Source organism: Streptomyces sp. ACA25 (assembly GCF_028200735.1).
GTDB lineage: Bacteria > Actinomycetota > Actinomycetes > Streptomycetales > Streptomycetaceae > Streptomyces.
The window spans coordinates 196,861-216,082 of record NZ_JAQKPV010000004.1 but is presented as its reverse complement, the minus strand read 5'-3'; the positions used below and the strand labels follow the sequence as shown (position 1 = coordinate 216,082).

Genomic DNA, 19,222 nt, shown 5'->3' with positions numbered 1-19,222 from the left:
TCAGCTCACCGGGGCCAGGGTCATGAGGCCGCAGCCGTATGCCTTGGCACGGCCCAGCCCGGCGGTCAGGGTGCGGCGCAGTTTGTCGGCGTCGGTGACCCGCAGGCGTCCGTCGAAGGTGGCGGTGACGAGGGTGACGCGGCCGGCGCGGCCCCTGCCCTGCCCCGTTCGCCCGCTGCTCTCAGCCTGACCCGCAACGTCACCCTCGCTCCGGGAAGTGCCCCCGTCCTCGTCACGGTGGCGCTTGTCGAAGGAGCGGCTGCGGCGGTCGTGGACGATCAGTTCGTGGACGTCGTCGCGGGTACGGCGTTGCTCCTCCGGCTTCTCGACCACGCGGAAGCCCGCCTTCTCCTGGCGCTGGAGGAGCCAGGCCATCTGATGGGCCGGGGTGAGGTGTGCGGTGCGCTTGGTGGGTTCGCCGGGCTTGCGGCGGATGCTGTGCTCGGGGTTGGCGGTCAGTCGGAAGGCCCAGGTGCTGCCGGTGGTGAGGCGGGACAGGAAGGCGCTGTAGTCGTACGTCTGCCAGGTGGCTGTGGTGGGCCAGCCGGCCTGCTCGACCAGGTGAGTGAGGTCGGGTTTGTCCGGGCTGACGAGGTAGAGGAACACCTCCGCGCGGGCGTTGTGGTCGGTGCGCCACAGGACCCGCGGTGTGTCCGGGGCACCGGGGACCACGTCGGCGAAGGAGGACATGACTGCGGCGTGCAGGGCCTGCGGGGAGGACAGGAGCTTGCGGGCTCCCCCGCGTGCGGTGTTGAAGCGGAAGCGGGTGAGGTGCATCAGTCGCTCCCCAGGGCGGCGATCGGGTCGTGGTCGGGGGGTGCGGTTCTGCGGGGCTGCCCGGTGGGCACCTGAACGGTGCCGTACCGGACGGCCCGCAGGGCGTAGCTGCGGTGCCGGGGGTCGAAGCTGAGTGGCTGGTCGCGGAGGGTGCCGGCGGCGCCGTCACTGGGAGCGGCCTCGATGAGCGTCTCCAGTTCCATGGTGGGACGGCGGCGCTGCCTGCTCCGGTACCAGCCGGCCGCGCGCCACTCCTCCTGGGCGAGGGCCTCTTCGAGGTGGGCACCGGGGAGGAGGCGGAGGTCGATCCGCCGGGAGGGCGGGCAGGACCGGCGCCCCAGGTAGGGAAGGAAAACGGGCTTCCGCAGGGCTTCGAGCAGTCCGGCGAGCAGGTCGTGGTCACCTTCGACCACGGCGACGAAGACGGCGTCGGCCAGGTAGAAGCGTTCCGACAGCGGCATGGACTTGGCCGTGTCGAAGTGCCGGGCGGTCTGGTAGTCGCGAATGCGGGTGCCGGGCTGGTCGACTCGGACGCCGAAGCGCAGCGCTGCCAGGTCGGTGAGGTCGTCCGTGCGTTCCCGGCCCTGCGCGGCAGCCAGCATGCCGATGACGCCGCTCTTGGTGGGCGCGTGCTCGGTGGTTCGCCGTGCGAAGCGGGCGGTGGCCCCCCACGATTGCAGGGGGCCGGCGAGTTGCATGGTGAGCACACTCATTCGGTGGGCTCCTGGCGCCGCGTGACGGCTTCACCGACAGCGGAGACGAGCTTCTTCAAGGACACCTCCGTACCGAGGCCGGAAAGCTCTGCGGTGCTGTCCCCGGTCCGCAGTACCCAGGTGAGGACGCCGTCCTCCGCGTCGTACATGTTCTCGACGTCCGGGATGTAGCGGGCGAGCCGGTCGCACGCCTCCCGCAGGTTGCCGTTCCCCGCCATGGCGGGTGCGGGCTCTTCGAAGGCGCCGACGAAGCTGATGGGACGGTCGCCGCGGAGCTTGACGATCACCGCGTCCGGAAGGGTGTGGTTGGCGAAAGTGTTGCTCTTTCCGGTGGGCATCGAGGTGATGAAGCCCTGCACGAAGGCCTCGACGGCGCGCCGTACCGGCTCGGTGAGCGGTTCGTCTTCGCGCAGTCCCTGGCCGAGGTTCCGCCGCAGCAGATCCACGTCGAGGGCGGCGTAGCGGTAGAGGGTTGCGGAGTTGAACTCGATGGTGCCGATCATGCTCGCGCCCGGCTCCGCCCGGGTGTTCCGGTCGTCCACGGCGGTGTAGTAGTCCGATTCATTGTCCACCGCGTGCACGCTGAGCGCGTGGGCCACCTGCGCAGCGGCGTCGACGTTGATGTCCGCGTCGTCGGCGACCATCCGGCCGAAGAGGGCGATGTCGACCGAGTGCCGCGTATCGGCGGCCTTCTTCGCCCGGTCCTTGTTCGCCTTCTGCTTGTAGAACGCCTTCGGGTCTTCCTTGCTTTCGGCAGCGAGCTGCGCCAGGCCCTCGCGCTGCCGTTCGCTGAGGAACATCAGGTAAGAGGATTCGGGCGCGGGCTGCTTCTCACCGCTCTTCTTCGCCGCGTCCGCCTTGCGTTTGGGCGCCTCCACCGTGGAGCCAGTGGCCACGGACACCGTCACGGCGGCCAGGCTCAGCGCTTCCGAGGTGGTGATCGTCGGGTCGATCTCACGGATGCGGTCGACCAGCAGCTCCGCCACGCGCTTGGTACGGACACCCAGTTCGCTGGGGTCGAGCAGGCCGTCGAAAGCCAGCCGGGTGGCACGCTTCCATGACTGGCTGGAGACCCGTGCGCGCCGCACACCGCCGTAGACGGCGGTCTTGGGCGAGCCGGTGTCGTCGCGATTGAGGTTGCTCGGGGGGACGGTATGCAGCACGTGCAGGTCGAGGATGATGCGGCTCACTGGGCGTCCTTCTCGGTGGTGCCGTCGGTGGTGGTGTGGGTGGCGTCGGTGCGGTTGGCAGGGCCACCGGAGGCGGGCGTCCCGCTCGGCTCTGTGCCCTCGGCGGCTTTCGCCTGGTAGGCGTGGAAGCTACGCCCCCACGCCCGGCGTACGCGGCTCATGCCGCCGGGCTGCTGGGCGAGCAGCAGCTGGTCGGCCAGCAGCCCGTAGTCCAGGGGGATCGCGGCGCGGCGCAGGAGTGTGACGATTGCCCGGAGCCGGCTGGTGAGCACGTCGATGTTCGTGGCACTGCCGGCCTGCACGAACCGCTTGCGGAGCGGCTCGTCGAGATCCCCCGGAGGCATCAGGCGGCGGACCGCGTTGCCCAGCTCTCTGCCCGGCACATGCATCCTCACGTCGCGGTGGGACTGCTGGTGCAGCGCGTACAGGGTGAGCGCGATGTGCGCGGCAGTCTCGGGAGGCCAGGGCCCCTCGTGGTGGGCGGGCGCCTGGCTGTAGAGGCGGGCGTCCGAGGTGAGCCCCCACAGCTCGGGGACTTCCTCCACAGGCTTTCCGGCGCCTCGCCGCAGCTGAGCGAGGGTGGCCACCCCGCTGCTGAGGTCGCTCAGGTACGCCCGCTGCAAGGGCAGGATCTGCTCCTCCACGAAGGTGCCGACCATATCGAGACGGGGGTGCCTCCCGGACGGAGCAGCGGGCCTGGTGGTTGCCGTACCGGTGGTGGTGGTCATGGGTGCGCCTCGCTGCTCGGCTCTACGGTGGTCAGGGGAAGGGCCTGGCGGAGCTTTCTGCGGAACCGCGTCTCGGCCCGGGAGGCGGAGAGCCACACAGCACCCGTCGCGGTGGTGATGACCCGGCCCTGCCATGCGGCCTCTCCGGCGCTGTCGATCAGACCGTCCGCCAGTCCGCCGACCACTCTGCGGGCCTCCCTCTGCCACACGCCGCGGCGCTGCGCGCCGTCGTCGCCCGGTGCGAGCGTCGTCAGCCAGCTGCGGAAGGGGCCGTCGAGTGCGCCGAACCCCGAGTCGCGTGCCGCGTTCCGGGGCGGGTCGGCCGGGGCGCCGGCTGCCTCGGCCAGGTCGGTGGCCAGGTCACCCAGCACAGTGACCGCGCTCTCCGCGTCGGCCACCGCGTCGATCGCGGTCCGGCCGAGGCCGCTGTCCCGTTCGTGGAGCAGCACGACGGGCATGGCGACCGCGTCGTCAACGATTTCGTCGATCACGGACTGCTGCGTCCCGTAGACGGCGCCGAGGAGCCGGGCACGGATCAGGTAATCCTGGGGCAGTACCCCGTCAACGGTGAGCCGGGCAACCCAGTCCAGGATTCGCGGCCGGACGACCGCTGCCGCCTCCTGGCGCTGCGCGGCACCATGCACCTCACCGGCCACCAGGGAACCGAGCCCTCTCCAGGCGCTGCGGGTCGGGTCGTGCTCCCGCGGCAGGTAGACCTGCGCCAGCCCCAGCTTCTTCTCCTGCGCGGGGCTGCGCCGCCACGCCGTCATCGGCTCCCGGTCGTGCATGTTGCGGGCGGGAAGCGGGTCACCGTAGGCCAGTACAAGCCCGTATGCCCCGTCACCGTCGAAGTGCAGCCGCAGCCGACGGGTCTGCCAGGTGTACAGGTCCCGGATGCCGGAGGGGCGGACTTCGGACGCCGGGTCCGCTGCGGGCGCCGCAGTGGTGGGTTCCCGCCGCCAGGCGGGCCGGTCGTCCGGAGGGAAGCGAAGGTGGTCGGTGTCGGCGGCGATGAGGTTGAGGAGCAGCGTCTGGCGGAGGTCAGCGCCCTCAGCGAGCACCCCGCCCAGGCTGCCGGCCCACCCCACCCCGAGGGGGTAGCCACGACCGCCCTTGACGCGGGGGTCGCCCACCGCACCGGACTTGATGCCCGACGGGTCGAAGGCGTGCGCGTGCACGACCCACCGGGCCGCCTCGGCGAACCCGAGCCGGGCGGTCCCCCGGGCGCGCATCGTGAAGAACCGTTCCCCGTTGGGGACATCGGCGACGATGCGGTCCAGTGAGGACACCTCCGCCTTGGCCGTCGCGAGGTCTGCCACCTGGAAGAACGGGTGCCGGGGGTGCAGCAGGTCGAAGCGGTCCCGGTGCCGGTGGAGGTATTCGGTCACCTGCCGGGCCGGCAGGTGCTTCTCCTCCCAGAGTTCGGCCCACTCGTCCACGTCGGCCGGTCCTTCGATCGCATCGTGAAGTATGGCGAGCAGCAGGCGCAGGAGCGCGAACTCCTGGGTGGGGACGTCCCCCACCAGCCGGCGCAGCGAGTGCGCTTGCTCGAACACTTCCTGCAGGGACAGCAGCGCTTCGGAGCCGTCGGCCCGCTGCACAGGAAGCCAGGGCTGGGTGGTCAAGTCGTAGGACGGCGGGGGGTCTTCAGTCGACACGGTGTACCTCAAGGCCGTCGGATCGGGTGTAGCGGAGGTCGAACCCTGCCAGGCGGGTGCGACACTCCTCGTCGAGGATCAGCAGCAGTTCCCCGGCCAGCCAGTACGACTCCCGGGCCTGCCAGGCGGGGACGCACTCGGTTTCGAGTTCCTCGATGGCCCGGTCGAGGACGGCGGGGTAGGAGAAGTGGTGCGGCAGCCGCAGTCCACTGGCCACGACCGTGCGGGCGAGCCACTGCTCGGGCACCACGTCCGTGGGGAGCTCGCGCCCCCCGCGTCCCCGGGTCAGCCAGGGCACGGTGGTCAGAGTGCCGTCGGTGAGCCTCTGCACCACGAAGACTTCCAGGCTCTCCGTGCTGTCACGGACCTGTGCCCGGCCCGCGCGGGTGTCATCGGCGTCCCCCACTCCCGCCTCGATCCATCCCACCAGGGGACGGCCGGGCGGACGCGGCGCGTTGAGCAGGAAGGCGCCGGCCTTGTCGACCTTGACCGCACGCTCCCGCAGGTGTTCCTCGTGCGCCCGGCCCATCGCCTGCTGCCAGGGCTCCGGGCCCACCGGTCCGGTGCCGTACGCCTGCTGGACGAGCACGCTGATGTCCTCGGGAAGACGCACGACGTTCCTCGCCCCGGTGTGCGGGGCGGGCCCGGGGCGCGCTGCCGCCCCGGGGGGCGGGTGGGCGGTCAGGGCGGGTTCCAGGACGGCTAGGGAGCGCAGCAGGGCGTGGGAGCCGTAGACCCGCTCCGACCCGGTCACCGGCTCGGGCGGCTCGGCCTTCCACTCGGCACCGGTCACCAGGCAACGGGCCGCCCGCAGCTTCGCGGGCCGGTCCGCCTGACCGGCGCCGCGTGGGTGGCGGTGCAGGCGGCCCATCCGCTGAAGCAGCAGGTCAACCGGGCACAGGTCGGTGACCAGCAGGTCGAAGTCGATGTCGAGGGACTGCTCCGCCACCTGGCTGGCGATCACGATGTGCGCGCCTTCCGGTCTCCGGACATTCGCACGGTCAGGGGGGCCGAAGCCGGCCACCAGGGCGGCGTCGTTCTCCGCCCTGTCCAGATCCAGGAACCGCGCGTGCGCCACCGTGATGCGGTCCGTACCGAAGCGCTCCCGCAGACAGCGGGCGGTCTCCAGTACCCGGTCCACCGTGTTGCGCACCACCAGTGCGCAGCCGCCCCCGGACAGTTCGTCCGACAGCCGGTCGGCCAGCAGCTCGACGTCGTCGTCCAGCCGTTCCACCTGTACGGCGGTCCGGCGCCCGGACGCACCGGGCTGCGCGATCCGGGGCGCCGCACCCGGCGCCACCGCGGTGAGCAGTGGGTACCCGTCCGCCGCGCCCACGTCGGCGAACTCGGCTGCCCCGGCAGCCGCGCCGGCATAGGACTCGGCGAGCTCGCGGCGCCGGCCGGCCGGCAGGGTGGCGGACAGCACCAGGACCGGCACCCGGTAGGCCCCCAGCCAGGACAGCACCCGGTCCAGGTACGCATTCATGTACGTGTCGTAGGCGTGCGCCTCGTCGATCACGACGACCTTGCCCGCGACCGCCAGGTGCCGCAGCGCCAGGTGGCGGCTCTTCAGCCCGGCGAACAGCAGTTGGTCGATCGTGCCGACGACGAAGGAGGACAGCATGCCCTTCTTGCGCCCCCGCAGCCAGTGGTGCGCGACCAGCTCGGCAGACGCGGACTGCACATCAGCCCGGTGCGCACGCTGATCGCCACCGCCGTCCCGGTCGACGTCGGCGACCGGACGATGTCGGCTTCCCTCGCGCATGAGCTCGGCGTAGTCCTCATTGAGCCCGGCCTTGGAGTGGGCGAGGAACACCGAATGCGCTCCGGCACCCGTACCGGCACCGTTCCGCTCGTCCGCTCTTCCGCCGGTTCGTGCGTCCGGCAACCGGTTGAGCCAGGACAGCAACCGGGGGAACATCGCGTTCCCGGTGGCCATCGTCGGCAGTGCGACGAAGCAGCCCCCGGCACCCGAGCGGGCGGCGAAGATCTCGGCGACCGCCAGCGCAGCCTCCGTCTTGCCCTCACCCATCGGGGCCTCGATGACCATCAGCCCGGGCGCGGTCATCTCCCGCGCCATCCGGACCGCCGCTTCCTGCACCGGCCGGATCCGCGCGCCCGGCGGCAGCTGGAACCGGGCGGCGAACAGATCCGGCGCGTCCTCCGTGGGTTCGCTCGCCGACCAGGGAGCAGGAAGATCCAGTCCGCGCCACGCCCCTTCGACGCGGACCGCACCGGACCTGGTCTCCTGCGGGAAATACGGAAACAACTCCGGGTTGCTCGCGATCCAGTCGGCCACGATCACCAGCGCGGTGAGCAGCACCTGCACCGGCTGCGGCAGCTTCACTCGCTGCCACGACTCCAGACCCTCCCGAACTCCGCAGGCGGCAGCCGCCGCGTCAAGCAACTCCTCCTGCACACGCCCCCACTGCGCTTCACTCCCGGGGGTGCGCAGCAGCGCGGGATGGACGGCCAGTTGCTGAATGTCGGAGTTGCCCGGCGGCACCCCGTGGTGGCCACCGGCGACGATCACGAACGGCAGGGTGGCCCGCTTCGCCCAGACATACCGGTCCATCAGCCACTGTTGAAGCAGCAGTTGGCCGGCGAGACCGTGCGGCGCCAGCTGTCGGTCAGCCATCTGCTTCTGCAACGGCATTTCCAGACCGGCCGCACGCATACGGTCGGCAAGCCCTTCCACCTGGCACGCGAACGCGGGCGTCGCCTTGCCGATGTCGTGCGTGGCGGCGAGCCAGACAGCGAGCCGTCGGGCATCCGCCGCGCCACCGGGCAATGCCTCAGCGATCAGCCCTCGCACCTTGGCAGGCAGCCACTCGTCCCACAGCTTCCCCGCCACAGCCGCCGAGTCCGCCATGTGCCGCCACAACGGCAACCAGCCGTCGGTGTCCCGGTCGTGCTTCGCCCATGCCGAGGACGCCGCCGGGCTCAGGGTCCCGGACCAAGCGCATAAGGCGTCGTCAGCAGTCATGAAAAGCATTTAAACGCAGACTGCCAGGAAGAGAAGGAAGATCACCGAAGTCCTCCGCACTCGCCCGCTGGCCTGTACCCTGCCCCGCCCGCACCAGCCCGCCACGCCCCCCGACCTGGGGACTGCCGGCGGGACCCCTCTACGGAAGTGTCACTGCCGACGACCAGCGCGAACCGTAGGATGGTGTAAGCGCCAACCGCCGAGCAACACTTCAGGAGATTCGTCACTGATGACCGTTGTGTCGGATTTTCGAGAAGTAAAGGAATCGGGCCTCCACCGCCGATAAACACGCAGGTCAGCAAGTGTGCTCCCCGCGCATGCGGGGATGGTCCTCGTCAGCGTGTCCGGAGATCCACCGCGCGGCCGTGCTCCCCGCGCATGCGGGGATGGTCCCGGTTGATGCGCACGGCTGGATTGACGGCACGTGTGCTCCCCGCGCATGCGGGGATGGTCCCGCTGGTGATCGACACCTCTACTACGCGCGATCGTGCTCCCCGCGCATGCGGGGATGGTCCCAACCCGGATGGATTCCGTCCGGGGCACCGAATGTGCTCCCCGCGCATGCGGGGATGGTCCTCATGGTCGCCCCCGGGATTTTCGAGGGCTTCGGTGCTCCCCGCGCATGCGGGGATGGTCCCGCATCTCCGCCTGGCGCACCCTGGCGGAGTCCGTGCTCCCCGCGCATGCGGGGATGGTCCCCGGTATAACGCCGTAGGCGTGCCCACGCAGTGGTGCTCCCCGCGCATGCGGGGATGGTCCCCCGAACGGCACCTCGGGGACGGCCTCGGCCTCGTGCTCCCCGCGCATGCGGGGATGGTCCCGTCTCCGCGTCCGCCGCGGAAATCCCGTGCGCGTGCTCCCCGCGCATGCGGGGATGGCCCCTCCGGCCGGGGCTGTTCTGTGTGGTGCTGACCGTGCTCCCCGCGCATGCGGGGATGGTCCCTTCCCGCCGTACGCCTTGTCTCCGGCGCGCTCGTGCTCCCCGCGCATGCGGGGATGGTGCAATCAAAGGTCGTCGAAGTCGCCGAGGGCTATGCCACCTTTGAAAGCTGCCCACTCCGCAGCCGTAAAGCAGAGGTGCGGGCGGCTCGGGTTCTTCGAGTCCCGGACGGCCACACCGCCTCCCGGGAGTGCAGAGAGCTCAAAGCACTGGCCAGAATTTGCCGTAAGACTGCTCTTCCTCCAGGACAGCAAAGCCGGGTCGATCGCGTACAAGTCTTGCTTCTCCATCAGTTTCTCCTGTCTCTCGTGCGCATGATGAGGCTCTTGGTGTCAGATTCGCTGAGAGCTACGGCGGTGAGTCCTCTGTGGAGACGACGCATGCGCCGCAAGTCGCGAGGGTCGTCCAAGACGGCGTTTCCCGCCACCGACTCACCGAAGGCCACCTCGGGCATGTCGCCCGGAAATTCGAAGATCATGAAGCCACCGATCTGGCAGCCCTCCTCACCCTTCTCATAGGGGATGACCTGGATGGCCACCCGTTCATGATCCGATAGCTCCAACAGATGGCCCAACTGCTGCCTGTGTACCTCCCGGCCTCCCACTTGGAACTCCAGTGCTGCTTGAGTGACGACGTACATGCATACGAGCGGCCGAGTGGTGTCGTGCAGTCGCTTGCGCTGCCTCACCATCCGCACCTCAACCAAACCGTCCACTTGGTCAGGTCCGAGAGAGTCGAACCCCACGCCGGTGACCGCCCTCGCATAGCCTTCAGTCTGCAACAGACCTGGCAGCAACCCAAACTGGAATTCGAGCACTCTTTCCGCAGCGTCTTCGAAGGCAAGGAAGCGCTCATAGTTCGCACTGATGATGTCGCTGTACTGAGACCACCAGGGCTGACGGCGCTCGCGAGTCTCGGCGTGTAGTTGAGCGAGCTTCTCGCGTTCAGGCTCAGGCGCCTCGTAGAGGGTCATCAGCCTGGAGAAGTGGATGTGCGAGCAGGGCCGCTTGCCGGTCTCGATCCTGCTGATCAGCGACTCATCACAGCGCAGCTTCGCGGCCACCTCGGCGATGGTCATGTCGTTGTCGTCCCGAAGGCGTCGCAGCGCCCTCCCCAGCCCGATGCGCGACATGAGCAGAGTGCTCGTACGGGTAGCCATCGCCCCTCCTTGACCGGCCTGATGCGAGGTGAGGTTACCGCAGGTGCAGCCCTATCCAAGTGACGTAAAGGCAGTTCAGATTTCTTGTCGACCATATGACTTGTCAATTGACAGTCAGGTGAATTGACGTCCCCTCAGTGATGCTGCAACGTATGACGTGCGCACTCACCGTGACTGAACCATGACGGCATGCGCATGCACGCACCCGTGCCCTGACGACAGAGAGCGCCTCCATGGCGCCGGAGGTGCCCATGACAGTGACGAAGCAAGGCGTCGACCACATCGGTGGGGTGTGGGCGCTGAAAGTGACTGTGCAAGACCTTGCTCACTGGCGCGGCGAAGCGGGCACGGCTGTTGCCGCGCTGGGTGGCGACCGGGGCGCGGTGGAAGTGGTGCGGTTGGGGGTGTCCGAGCTGCTGTCCAATGTGTGCCGACACGTGGAGGACCGGCGGTGCCGGCTGGAGGTACGTCGGGTGGACGACGCAGTGCTGGCCCAGGTGTTCGACCGATCCCTGAAGGTGCCCGCCGTACTTGTACCGGACGCGGAGGAAGAGAGCGGTCGGGGCTTGTGGCTGCTGCGGGAGATGACCCGGGCGCTGGGCTACGTCTGCACGCCGGACGGGAAGTGGGTGTGGTTCACCGTCCCACTCGTGACCGTAAACCAGGAGGGCTCTTGAGCGCGCCGCCTTGCGCCTACCGAGCCGAGGCCATCGCTTACTGCGCCGACCCTGAACCGTGCATGTTCCACCTGGGAGACAGCTTCGCCCTCCGGGCCGGTGACGTGCAGCGCTGGGCCGCAGAACGCGCAAGTCAGATTGCCGCCAGCCTCGGGCGCCATGAACCCACCACCGCGACCCAGTTCCTCACCTGGGCACACGACGTGGCCGGCACTCGCACCAGGCGACTTCTCCAGTCCGGCCAGGCGGTCTTCTACACCTGCACCGGAGCCGACTGCCTATGGGAACTCGCACTGCGCCCCGTCCCCCACGACCCAACACCACAAGCCGAGAAGGAAGCAACGCGCAAGACCTGAACCGCCCCTCCGCCCAGTCCCAGTCGGCGGACAACTCGCCACCTCTGTCGGGTACGGGAGCCAGGCCACTGACGGACATCGAGAAGGCCAAGCGCATCCGTGCACTATCCCCAGTCTCGGCATGGCTACTCCCGCAACTCACCTTCCACGCCCCGCCCAACAACAAGCCAGGAAGCACGTCCTGATGTTCTCCCGCCCGCGCACCATGCTGCGCCCCACACTCTGGGTCAGTGAACCCGACAGCGCAGCAGACGCCGCCCCCGCCACCTATCGCATGACCTGCGATGCGTGCGGCGCCAAGTCCCACACGAGAGTGGAGTTCGGCACCGCCCAGGACTGGCAGCTCCACCACGCCGCCCAACTTCACCACCTGGCCTACACACAGACCATCACCCGGCCCTGGCGCGCCAGAATGAAGGACCCACCACCTCAGCCTTCCGGCCACCGGTGGGCTCAGCGGCCCTGAACGAGCGCGAGTTCGGGGCCTCAGATGCCTACGAGCTCGAGGAAAGACCGCCCGTTCCCCCGCTGACCGAAGACAGTTGGTCGTAGGATTGCGCGAACTCACCACGTGACAGAAGACACCCAGGAGGGAGATGCGTCCCTCATGTGCAACATGTCGGAATTTCGAGAAGTAAAGGAATCGGGCCTCCACCGCCGATAAACACGCAGGCCAGCAAGTGTGCTCCCCGCGCATGCGGGGATGGTCCCGCCAAATGCCGTGGCATTGTCACGGTACCCCCGTGCTCCCCGCGCATGCGGGGATGGTCCCGACGAAAGAGGCTCCAGCCATGACTACAGACGGTGCTCCCCGCGCATGCGGGGATGGTCCCCGGACGATTCACGGGTACATCCGCCTGGCGACGTGCTCCCCGCGCATGCGGGGATGGTCCTGAGCCGGGCCCGGTCCGTCGTGCGGTCGCACTGTGCTCCCCGCGCATGCGGGGATGGTCCCTCGTTTCCCTCTTCCAATACGAGAGTGAGTCGGTGCTCCCCGCGCATGCGGGGATGGTCCTTCCGCTGACCCCTCCTCGGAGCGCGCCATGTCGTGCTCCCCGCGCATGCGGGGATGGTCCCACATCGATCGGCAGCTCGGATCCGAGGGAGCAGTGCTTCCCGCGCATGCGGGGATGGTCCCCCGGGTGGGGTACGCACAACCGCGGGCAGCGTGTGCTCCCCGCGCATGCGGGGATGGTCCCGGTGAGCACCGCGTCCGTCAGCGTCTCCGCTTGTGCTCCCCGCGCATGCGGGGATGGTCCCGCGTTGGTGCCGTCGGCGTGGGCGTGCTGGGCGGTGCTCCCCGCGCATGCGGGGATGGTCCCAAGAACGGCCCCGGTCGAGGTGCGAACTCGGCGTGCTCCCCGCGCATGCGGGGATGGTCCCATGCGGAGAAGCGGCCGATCCCGAGTCGAGGGCAACCCCATCCGGGGCACCGCGCAACCCACATCAAGCCATCGGCGTCAGACAGCCCGGATGCGGTACCACTGCGACTGACCGTAGCAATTGCTTGTGAACTGATATCGGTCGTAGGTGTAGCCGGACGGAATCGTGCACGACCACATGTTGTCGGCCGGGACCCGGACGCGATACCAGTACGACTGACCGTAGCAATTACTCGTGAACTGATATCGGTCGTAGGTGTAGCCGGACGGAATCGTGCACGACCAAGACATGTCAGCCACCTGAGTGGTGACTTCGCTTAGCTCCGCAGCCTGCTGGGACTGCGTGCCGGCCGCGGCCTGCGCCCCGGTCAGAAGAAGCATCGCGGCGGTCAGGGCGCCGATCAGGCGCCAGCTTCGCATTCGTAAGGCTGTCATGAACACTCCTTTAGTTGGCGGTACTGTACAGCAGCCTTCTGGGTCCGTCTGGGTGAAGCGCCATTCCGGCAATTTCTGCTAGTCCCTTGACGTGCGGGCCATTTCGGCCCCCACCGACCGAAGCCCGCCTCCTCGTGAGAGCCCAGAGGTCAACGGTCTGGTCGGGCCTGTCCGCCGGACCGGGAGCGGATCGGGTACATCCTCGAACTCGGCATCCCCGACGAAGCGATCTTCGAGAAGCCGAACGCGGTCAATATCGGGCAGCACATCATTCTCTCCCCGACCTGCTGACCGCCGCCGGGGGCCGGGCCGACCGGCGCTCCCCGCGCATGCGGGGATGGGTTGGACGCACGTTCGATGCCCCTGAGACGGTCGAGCGTTCCGCGCTGGCCAGGTGGTCATCTGTTCGCCGTGGCCAGGGCTGCGGCGGACAGGCACCCACCGTGCCGCAGGGCCTGCGGCACGGACAGCCGGACGGGTGGGGCCGGGGAGTGCACCGGCCGTAGTGGGGCACTCGGCCGGGCATGCTGGACCTCCTGCTGACCGTTGTCGGGGTTCTTGCCCTGCTGGTGGCCGCGCTCGCCGGGCGCCTGGAGCGGCTGCCGGTGACCGGGCCGCTGCTCGGCCTGGTCACGGGGGTGGTGCTCGGCCCGGCCGTGCTGGGGGCAGTCGACTTGCCCACGGTGATGGAGGGGCACCGGGAGCTGCACGAGGTCTCCCGGATTCTGCTGGCGATCTCGGTGATGGCGGTGGCCCTGCGTTACCCGCTTCGTGCAGTGCGCCGGCTGGTGAAGCCTGTGGTGCTGCTGCTCACCGTGGCCATGCTCGGCATGGCGCTGCTCAGCACCGCGGTGGCGGCCGTGGTCCTCGGCGCCGGTCTGACCGCGGCGGTGCTGCTGGGCGCCGCGCTGTGTCCCACGGACCCGGTGCTGGCCTCCAGCGCGGTCACCGGTGAGAAGGCCGAGCGGACCGTGTCGGAGCGGACGCGGCAGTTGCTCTCCCTGGAGTCCGGTGGCAATGACGGGCTGGCCATGCCCCTCGTGCTCGCGGCGGTGGCGATCGCCGGGGCGAGTTCGGGGAGGGATGTGCTGCTGGAGTCCCTGTGGCAGACGCTGGGGGCGGTTGCCTTCGGTGCGGCAGCCGGCTGGGTGGGCGGGCGGATCCTGCGCAAGTCCGAGGAGAGGGGCGCCACGGAGCACGGTCCGGTGCTCGTGTTCAGTCTGCTGCTGGCTCTCTTCGTGCTCGGGGCGGCGGGGCTGCTGGGCGTCGATGACATTCTGGCCGTCTTCGTCGCCGGTCTGGCGTTCAACGGGGGGAGCTCGGCGGACGAGCGGGCGAGCGACGCGCAGATCGATGAGGCGATCAACACCTTCGTCGTGCTGCCGCTGTTTGTTGTGCTCGGGGCGATGCTGCCGTGGGAGGAGTGGGGGGAGCTGGGCTGGCAGGGGCCGGTACTGGTGCTCGGGGTGCTGTTCCTGCGCCGGCTGCCGGTGCTTCTGCTGCTGAAGCGGCCCCTGTCCCTGGAGTGGCGCGACGCCTTCTTTCTGGGGTGGTTCGGCCCCGTGGGGGTCGCGGCGCTGTTCTACCTGACCCTGGAGGCCGACCGGCTCGGCGTCGATCCGCTGGTGCTGTCGGCCGGGACCCTGGTCGTCGCTGCGAGCACGCTCGCGCACGGGGTCACGACCGTTCCCGGGCTCGTGCTCTACCGGAGGGCGGCCGGCCGGCGGAAGGGCGGCGACTCGGGCGCGGGCGCCCGTCCGTGACGGGGGTCGGGTGAGTGCCAGGCCGGTCTCTCAGCCGTCATCGAGCCGGCTGTCACCGGTGCTGCTGCCGTAAGCGACGTCGGAGAGAGAGCTGCCGGATCCGGCCTGCGCGCGGCTGATCACGCTGAAGCTGCCGTCGGTCTCCAGCACGACGGCGGCGACGTCCTCCAGTGCGCCGGTGCCCTGGGCGCGGATGGCCTGGCGGATCTCCGCCGGGTGGACCCGCTGCTCCCTCATCGGCTCGGTGAGCATGCGGCCGTCGCGCAGCAGGAGGGTGGGTTCGGACTTGATCAGTTGCCGGATGCGGCGGGAGCGGACGGCGGCCCAGGCGGTGACGGCCTGGAGGGTCACCAGGAGCGCCAGCGCCAGGACGCCTTCGAGGAAGGCGACCGTCCCGGTGAGCAGGATGGTGGCGAGCGTCGAACCCAGGGCCACGGTGACGACCAGGTCGAATGCGTTCATCTTGGCCAGGGTGCGCTTGCCGGCCAGCCGCACCGCCAGGACGAGGGTGGCGTAGGCGAGGAGGCCGATGACGGCCACGCGTGCCAGGTCGTACCAGGAGTCGAAGAACATGCGGCACGCGTACCCGCGGCAGCGCCCACCCGCACACCAGGCGGGGCGTGTGGCGAGCCGCACCGTCACGGCAAGCCGGAAGTACGGAGGCATACTGCCCGCAGGGGTAGAGGTAGTCGCTGAGCTCAAGGCGGGGCCGGTCACGGCTGGTGACGGTCGGGTCATCTCGGTATGGTGAGTGCCCAGCAGGACAAGTACTCATCGTGCTCCCCGCGCATGCGGGGATGGTCCCGCGATGCCTCAGGCTCAATCGTGCTCCCCGCGCATGCGGGGATGTCGAGGCCCCAAAGCTGTCCAGCTGCATACGCGTCCAACATATGCAGCTGGACGGCCAGTTACTCATAGTGAGGATTGAACGCGATACCTCCCCCGTTTGCATCCGTGCTTCGAGACGCGCCGAGAAACTTGCTGTATGTTATGGCGACCGCTGGGGGACCCATACCTCCGGCCGAGGGGGGCCGTCATGAATAGCGCTTGGACCGACGACTTAGCGAGCTTCTCCCCCGGAGTGGCGCCTGCCGTAGCTGTATGCCTTGTCAGCTGCGCCATGTTACTCATGGTGACGACTTTCGTGGCGCTGTTCTCCTCCGATCCACAGCGTCGAGAAAGCGCACGTTGCATTCTGTGCCTTCTCCTCGGAGTACTGTCTCGCAAGCACGTCTGCGTCGCGAGGATCGCCGTGACGCAGAGGGAAGACGATCATGGACGCAGGTCAGCAGAGGATGCCTCAACCCAGCGACGTGAGCAGCTATAGCGATTGCAGGCCCTCCTGGCTGACCTGCGGGGGCCCGGCCACTACCTGCCGTCAGATGGCAATGACGGAAAGTCGCTAGACAGCGAAGCAGAGGCGCCGCTAGCTGCATTGCCCGGTGAGAGAGCAACGTGCCGGTGTCCTGATGCCGACGGGTCCGGCGGCGGTCCGGCTGCGGCAACGGACCAGGCCCGGGTATGGGGAGCAGGGAGCGCGGCACCGGACTTATCGCGGTCAAGCCGGAGAAACCGGCGGCGGCGGGGGACGGAAGGCGGCCAGCGGGGCCGGTCGTCAGAGGTCGAGGCGTTCGGCGGCCTTGAGGTAGGCCTCGCTGTAGGTGGGGAACTGGGCGATGGAGTCGAGCAGGGTGTCGAGGGGGATGCGGGCGCGGATGGCGAGCGCGGCCTGGTGGATCCACTCCCCCGCCATCGGTGCCATGGCCCAGGCGCCGACGAGGACGCGGTGCTCGCGGTCGGCGAGCAGGCCGAGGGTGCCGGCCGGTTCGGTCTCGAAGGTCCATGGGCGGGCGAGGTTGCCGGGGAGGTCGAGTTCGCTGGTGGCCAGGTCGATGCCTTGGTCGTGGGCCTGGGCGCTGGTCAGGCCGACGGCGGCGATCTCGGGCTGGGCGAAGACGACGCGGGGGATGCCGGTGTAGTTGGCGTGGCGGGGGCGGCCGAGGATCGTGTCGGCGACGATCCTGCCCTGGTACATGGCGACGTGGGTGAACAGGGCGATGCCGGTGAGGTCGCCGAGTGCCCACAGTCCGTCCTCGGTGACGCGGCAGTGCTGGTCGATGGCCAGGGCTCCGCCCTCGCGGGGCGTGATGCCGACGGTGTCGAGGCCGAGTCCGTCGGTGCGGGGGGCGCGGCCGGCGCCGAGGACGACGACGTCGGTGCGCACGCTGCTGCCGTCGCTCAGCTCGGTGACGGTGTTCCCGTTCTCGCGGCGGACGGCGTCGGCCTGGCAGTTCAGGCGGACGTCGATGCCGTCGGCGCGGAGCCGGTCTGCGACGAGGTCGCCGAGGCGGGGTTCCTCGCGGTCCAGGAGCCGGGGGCCGCGCTGGACGAGGGTGACGCGGGTGCCCATGCGGTTGAGGAAGTGGCCCAGTTCGACGCCGACGGCGCTGCCGCCGATCAGCAGGGCGCGGTCGGGGATGTCGCGCAGTGTGGTGGCTTCCCGGTTGGTCCACACTTCGGCCCGGTCCAGGCCGTCGATGGGTGGGCGCAGCACCTGGGAGCCGGTGGCGAGGATGACGTGTGCGGCGGTGAGCTGTCGGCCGTCCGTTTCGATGCGCCAGGGGTCGCGGCCGGTGAGGCGGGCGGTGGCTTTGATGACGGTGGCGCCCTGGTCGCGGTACTGGTCGGCCTGGGCGGTGTCGTCGAGGTGCCGGATCATGGTGTCGCGGTAGTCGCGGAGGGCGGGCCAGTCGAGGTCGGGGGTGGTCAGGCCGGCGGCGCCGGTGGCTTCGGCGCGGACCTCGGGTGCGCGGAGCAGGGTCTTGGAGGGGACGCAGGCCCAGTAGGCGCATTCGCCGCCGATGAGTTCGCGTTCGATGAGGGCGACCCGCAGTCCGCCGGCCAGCAGGCGGGAGGCCACTGTTTCGCCTCCGGGGCCCGCTCCGATGATGACGGCGTCGTAGTCCGTGGGCATGGTGGGGTTCCTTTCCGCACGGTGGGGCGGGAACGGGGCCGGGGTGGGGCTGTTGCTCCGGGGTGCCCGGGGTGGGGCGGGTTGAACCGGGGGCGTCGGGGTGCGTGGGGCGGCCCGGGCTGCGCGGATGCGGACCGGGACCGGCGCTCGGGGGCTTGCCGGGTCCGGGCGCAGCGGAGGGGCGGGCCGCTCGTGGCGGTCCGCCCCTCCGTGTCTCTGCCGGGAGCGGGAGCCGGTCAGTCGTCTCTCCCGGGGGTGCCGGTCAGTCGCGGCCGAGCATGGCGTTCATGCGGTCGATCTCGGCGGTCTGCACGGCGATGACCTCGTCGGCCATGGTCCGGACACCTTCGTGGCTGCCCTCGGCCTTCACGGTCTCCGCCATCTCCACGGCGCCCTCGTGGTGGGCCACCATCATTTCCAGGAACATGGTGTCGAATGCGGCGCCGGACGCGTGTCCCATGCGTTCCATGTCCTCCTCGTCCATCATGCCGGGCATGTCTCCGTGGCCGTCGTGGCCTCCGTGACCGTCGTGGCCTGCGGGCCCGTCGGCGGAGGGCACCTCCTCGCCCCAGGACTCCAGCCACTGCGACATCGTCTCGATCTCCGGGTCCTGGGCCGCCCGGATCTCCTCGGCAAGGTCCTTGACCTCCTGGGACTCGGCGCGGGTGTCGGCGAGGTCGGCCATCTCCACGGCCTGCCGGTGGTGGACGATCATTTCTTGGGCGAAGGCCACGTCCGCGTCGTTGGCCTGTTCGGTGTCCGGGGTTTCGTTCTCCGTGGCGGCGGGCGGCGGCGCGGTGTCCCCGGCGTCCTGTCCGGACCCGTTGTCGCTGCCGCAGGCGGCCAGCACGAGGGCGCCGGCGACGGCGGCGGCGGTCATGGCGGAACGGCGCAGCACGGCGCGCTTGGCACAGGTCATGGGTGGTTCAACTCCTGTGGGTCGCCGCCGGAGGGCGGCAGGGAAGGGGAAGCAGCAGCGGCCCGGTGGCACCCGTCGCGTGGTGAGGCGGCGGTGGGGACGGCCGGGCGGGCTCTGCTAGATCCGCAGGAGTTGGAGTTCGGACAGGGACGGGGGTCCGCGTACGGGGGTCGCGGAGGGGTCGGCCGGTTGTGTGCTGCCGTCGGCGGCGAGGAAGCCGAGCGGGTCGGCGACGGGGGCCGGCAGCCCGGGGTGGCCGGAGAGTCCGGCGGCGGCGCACCAGTCGTCGGCGTGAGCGGACTCGTGGCCGCCGCCCTGGTAGCAGCCGTGTGCGGGCTCGTCCGTCTTTTCGTCGGAGGCGCCGGGCGTGCCGGGCGTGGGCGCCGGGTGGTGCCCGGGGGCGGGGGCGTGGTGGCCGCTCGGGGGGTGTGCGGCGGTCGGGCCGAGGGGGAGTTCGGTGGACAGGCCGTGCATGCCGAGGAGTCCGGCCAGTACCGCGAGCACCATCAGCAGGCGGGCCCGCCGGGCGGGTTGCCGCTGGGTGGTGACGAGGGTGCGCACGGGG

At 69.9% G+C, this 19,222-nt stretch carries 17 protein-coding genes and 2 CRISPR repeat arrays; of the genes, 4 read left to right on the top strand and 13 right to left on the bottom strand.

Going from position 1 to position 19,222, the window contains the following annotated elements; all coding sequences use genetic code 11:
- The 8 genes from cas6e to PJ985_RS08950 form a co-directional block, all read right to left on the bottom strand.
- Nucleotides 1–777, bottom strand: coding sequence for a type I-E CRISPR-associated protein Cas6/Cse3/CasE (cas6e, locus tag PJ985_RS08985; protein WP_271683076.1), 777 nt, complete (start codon nt 775–777; stop codon nt 1–3).
- Nucleotides 777–1,490, bottom strand: coding sequence for a type I-E CRISPR-associated protein Cas5/CasD (gene cas5e, locus PJ985_RS08980; RefSeq protein ID WP_271683075.1), 714 nt, complete (start codon nt 1,488–1,490; stop codon nt 777–779). Before cas5e ends, cas6e begins: the two co-directional genes overlap by 1 nt.
- Nucleotides 1,487–2,680, bottom strand: a complete 1,194-nt coding sequence (cas7e, locus tag PJ985_RS08975) for a type I-E CRISPR-associated protein Cas7/Cse4/CasC (protein ID WP_271683074.1) — start codon at nt 2,678–2,680, stop codon at nt 1,487–1,489. The genes cas5e and cas7e overlap by 4 nt, the downstream gene beginning before the upstream one ends.
- Complete coding sequence (gene casB / locus PJ985_RS08970; protein ID WP_271683073.1) at nt 2,677–3,408, bottom strand: type I-E CRISPR-associated protein Cse2/CasB; 732 nt, start codon at nt 3,406–3,408, stop codon at nt 2,677–2,679. Before casB ends, cas7e begins: the two co-directional genes overlap by 4 nt.
- On the bottom strand, nt 3,405–5,066 hold the full coding sequence (gene casA / locus PJ985_RS08965) for a type I-E CRISPR-associated protein Cse1/CasA (RefSeq protein WP_271683072.1): 1,662 nt from the start codon (nt 5,064–5,066) through the stop codon (nt 3,405–3,407). Before casA ends, casB begins: the two co-directional genes overlap by 4 nt.
- Nucleotides 5,056–8,052, bottom strand: coding sequence for a CRISPR-associated helicase Cas3' (cas3, locus tag PJ985_RS08960; RefSeq protein ID WP_271683071.1), 2,997 nt, complete (start codon nt 8,050–8,052; stop codon nt 5,056–5,058). The genes casA and cas3 overlap by 11 nt, the downstream gene beginning before the upstream one ends.
- A 304-nt stretch (nt 8,053–8,356) precedes the next feature.
- Nucleotides 8,357–9,056: a CRISPR direct-repeat array (repeat unit 29 nt; unit sequence GTGCTCCCCGCGCATGCGGGGATGGTCCC).
- 1 nt (nt 9,057) lies between these two features.
- A complete protein-coding gene (locus PJ985_RS08955; RefSeq protein WP_271683070.1) occupies nt 9,058–9,282 on the bottom strand; it encodes a DUF397 domain-containing protein in 225 nt (74 codons plus the stop codon).
- Nucleotides 9,282–10,151 carry a helix-turn-helix domain-containing protein gene (locus PJ985_RS08950; RefSeq protein ID WP_271683069.1) on the bottom strand — a complete coding sequence of 290 codons (870 nt, stop codon included), beginning with the start codon at nt 10,149–10,151 and terminating at the stop codon, nt 9,282–9,284. Before PJ985_RS08950 ends, PJ985_RS08955 begins: the two co-directional genes overlap by 1 nt.
- A gap of 251 nt (nt 10,152–10,402) precedes the next feature.
- On the opposite strand from PJ985_RS08950, the gene PJ985_RS08945 reads away from it, so the two are divergent.
- The 3 genes from PJ985_RS08945 to PJ985_RS08935 all read left to right on the top strand — a co-directional run bounded on the left by PJ985_RS08945 (nt 10,403) and on the right by PJ985_RS08935 (nt 11,650).
- A complete protein-coding gene (locus PJ985_RS08945; protein ID WP_271683068.1) occupies nt 10,403–10,828 on the top strand; it encodes an ATP-binding protein in 426 nt (141 codons plus the stop codon).
- Nucleotides 10,825–11,184, top strand: coding sequence for a hypothetical protein (locus PJ985_RS08940; protein WP_271683067.1), 360 nt, complete (start codon nt 10,825–10,827; stop codon nt 11,182–11,184). The genes PJ985_RS08945 and PJ985_RS08940 overlap by 4 nt, the downstream gene beginning before the upstream one ends.
- Before the next feature lie 121 nt (nt 11,185–11,305).
- Nucleotides 11,306–11,650 (top strand): DUF7848 domain-containing protein, encoded by a 345-nt coding sequence (locus tag PJ985_RS08935; protein ID WP_271683066.1) that lies wholly within the window; start codon nt 11,306–11,308, stop codon nt 11,648–11,650.
- A 216-nt stretch (nt 11,651–11,866) separates the two neighbouring features.
- Nucleotides 11,867–12,567: direct repeats of the CRISPR family, unit length 29 nt; unit sequence GTGCTCCCCGCGCATGCGGGGATGGTCCC.
- A 77-nt stretch (nt 12,568–12,644) separates the two neighbouring features.
- On the opposite strand, the gene PJ985_RS08930 is transcribed toward PJ985_RS08935, so the two are convergent.
- Nucleotides 12,645–13,001: a hypothetical protein gene (locus PJ985_RS08930; RefSeq protein ID WP_271683065.1), complete on the bottom strand. Its 357-nt coding sequence runs from the start codon at nt 12,999–13,001 to the stop codon at nt 12,645–12,647.
- A gap of 524 nt (nt 13,002–13,525) precedes the next feature.
- Here PJ985_RS08930 and PJ985_RS08925 point away from each other — a divergent pair.
- Nucleotides 13,526–14,764 carry a cation:proton antiporter domain-containing protein gene (locus tag PJ985_RS08925; protein ID WP_271683064.1) on the top strand — a complete coding sequence of 413 codons (1,239 nt, stop codon included), beginning with the start codon at nt 13,526–13,528 and terminating at the stop codon, nt 14,762–14,764.
- Between the two features lie 30 nt (nt 14,765–14,794).
- On the opposite strand, the gene PJ985_RS08920 is transcribed toward PJ985_RS08925, so the two are convergent.
- From PJ985_RS08920 to PJ985_RS08905, 4 genes are all read right to left on the bottom strand, one after another.
- Nucleotides 14,795–15,337 carry a DUF421 domain-containing protein gene (locus tag PJ985_RS08920; RefSeq protein ID WP_271683063.1) on the bottom strand — a complete coding sequence of 181 codons (543 nt, stop codon included), beginning with the start codon at nt 15,335–15,337 and terminating at the stop codon, nt 14,795–14,797.
- Between the two features lie 1,042 nt (nt 15,338–16,379).
- The gene (locus tag PJ985_RS08915; protein WP_271683062.1) at nt 16,380–17,738 is read right to left on the bottom strand and encodes a dihydrolipoyl dehydrogenase family protein; all 1,359 of its coding nucleotides are present in this window, start codon (nt 17,736–17,738) and stop codon (nt 16,380–16,382) included.
- 262 nt (nt 17,739–18,000) lie between these two features.
- Nucleotides 18,001–18,657: a DUF305 domain-containing protein gene (locus PJ985_RS08910; RefSeq protein ID WP_271683061.1), complete on the bottom strand. Its 657-nt coding sequence runs from the start codon at nt 18,655–18,657 to the stop codon at nt 18,001–18,003.
- Between the two features lie 117 nt (nt 18,658–18,774).
- Nucleotides 18,775–19,218 (bottom strand): DUF6153 family protein, encoded by a 444-nt coding sequence (locus PJ985_RS08905; RefSeq protein ID WP_271683060.1) that lies wholly within the window; start codon nt 19,216–19,218, stop codon nt 18,775–18,777.
- Nucleotides 19,219–19,222 lie beyond the last annotated feature (4 nt).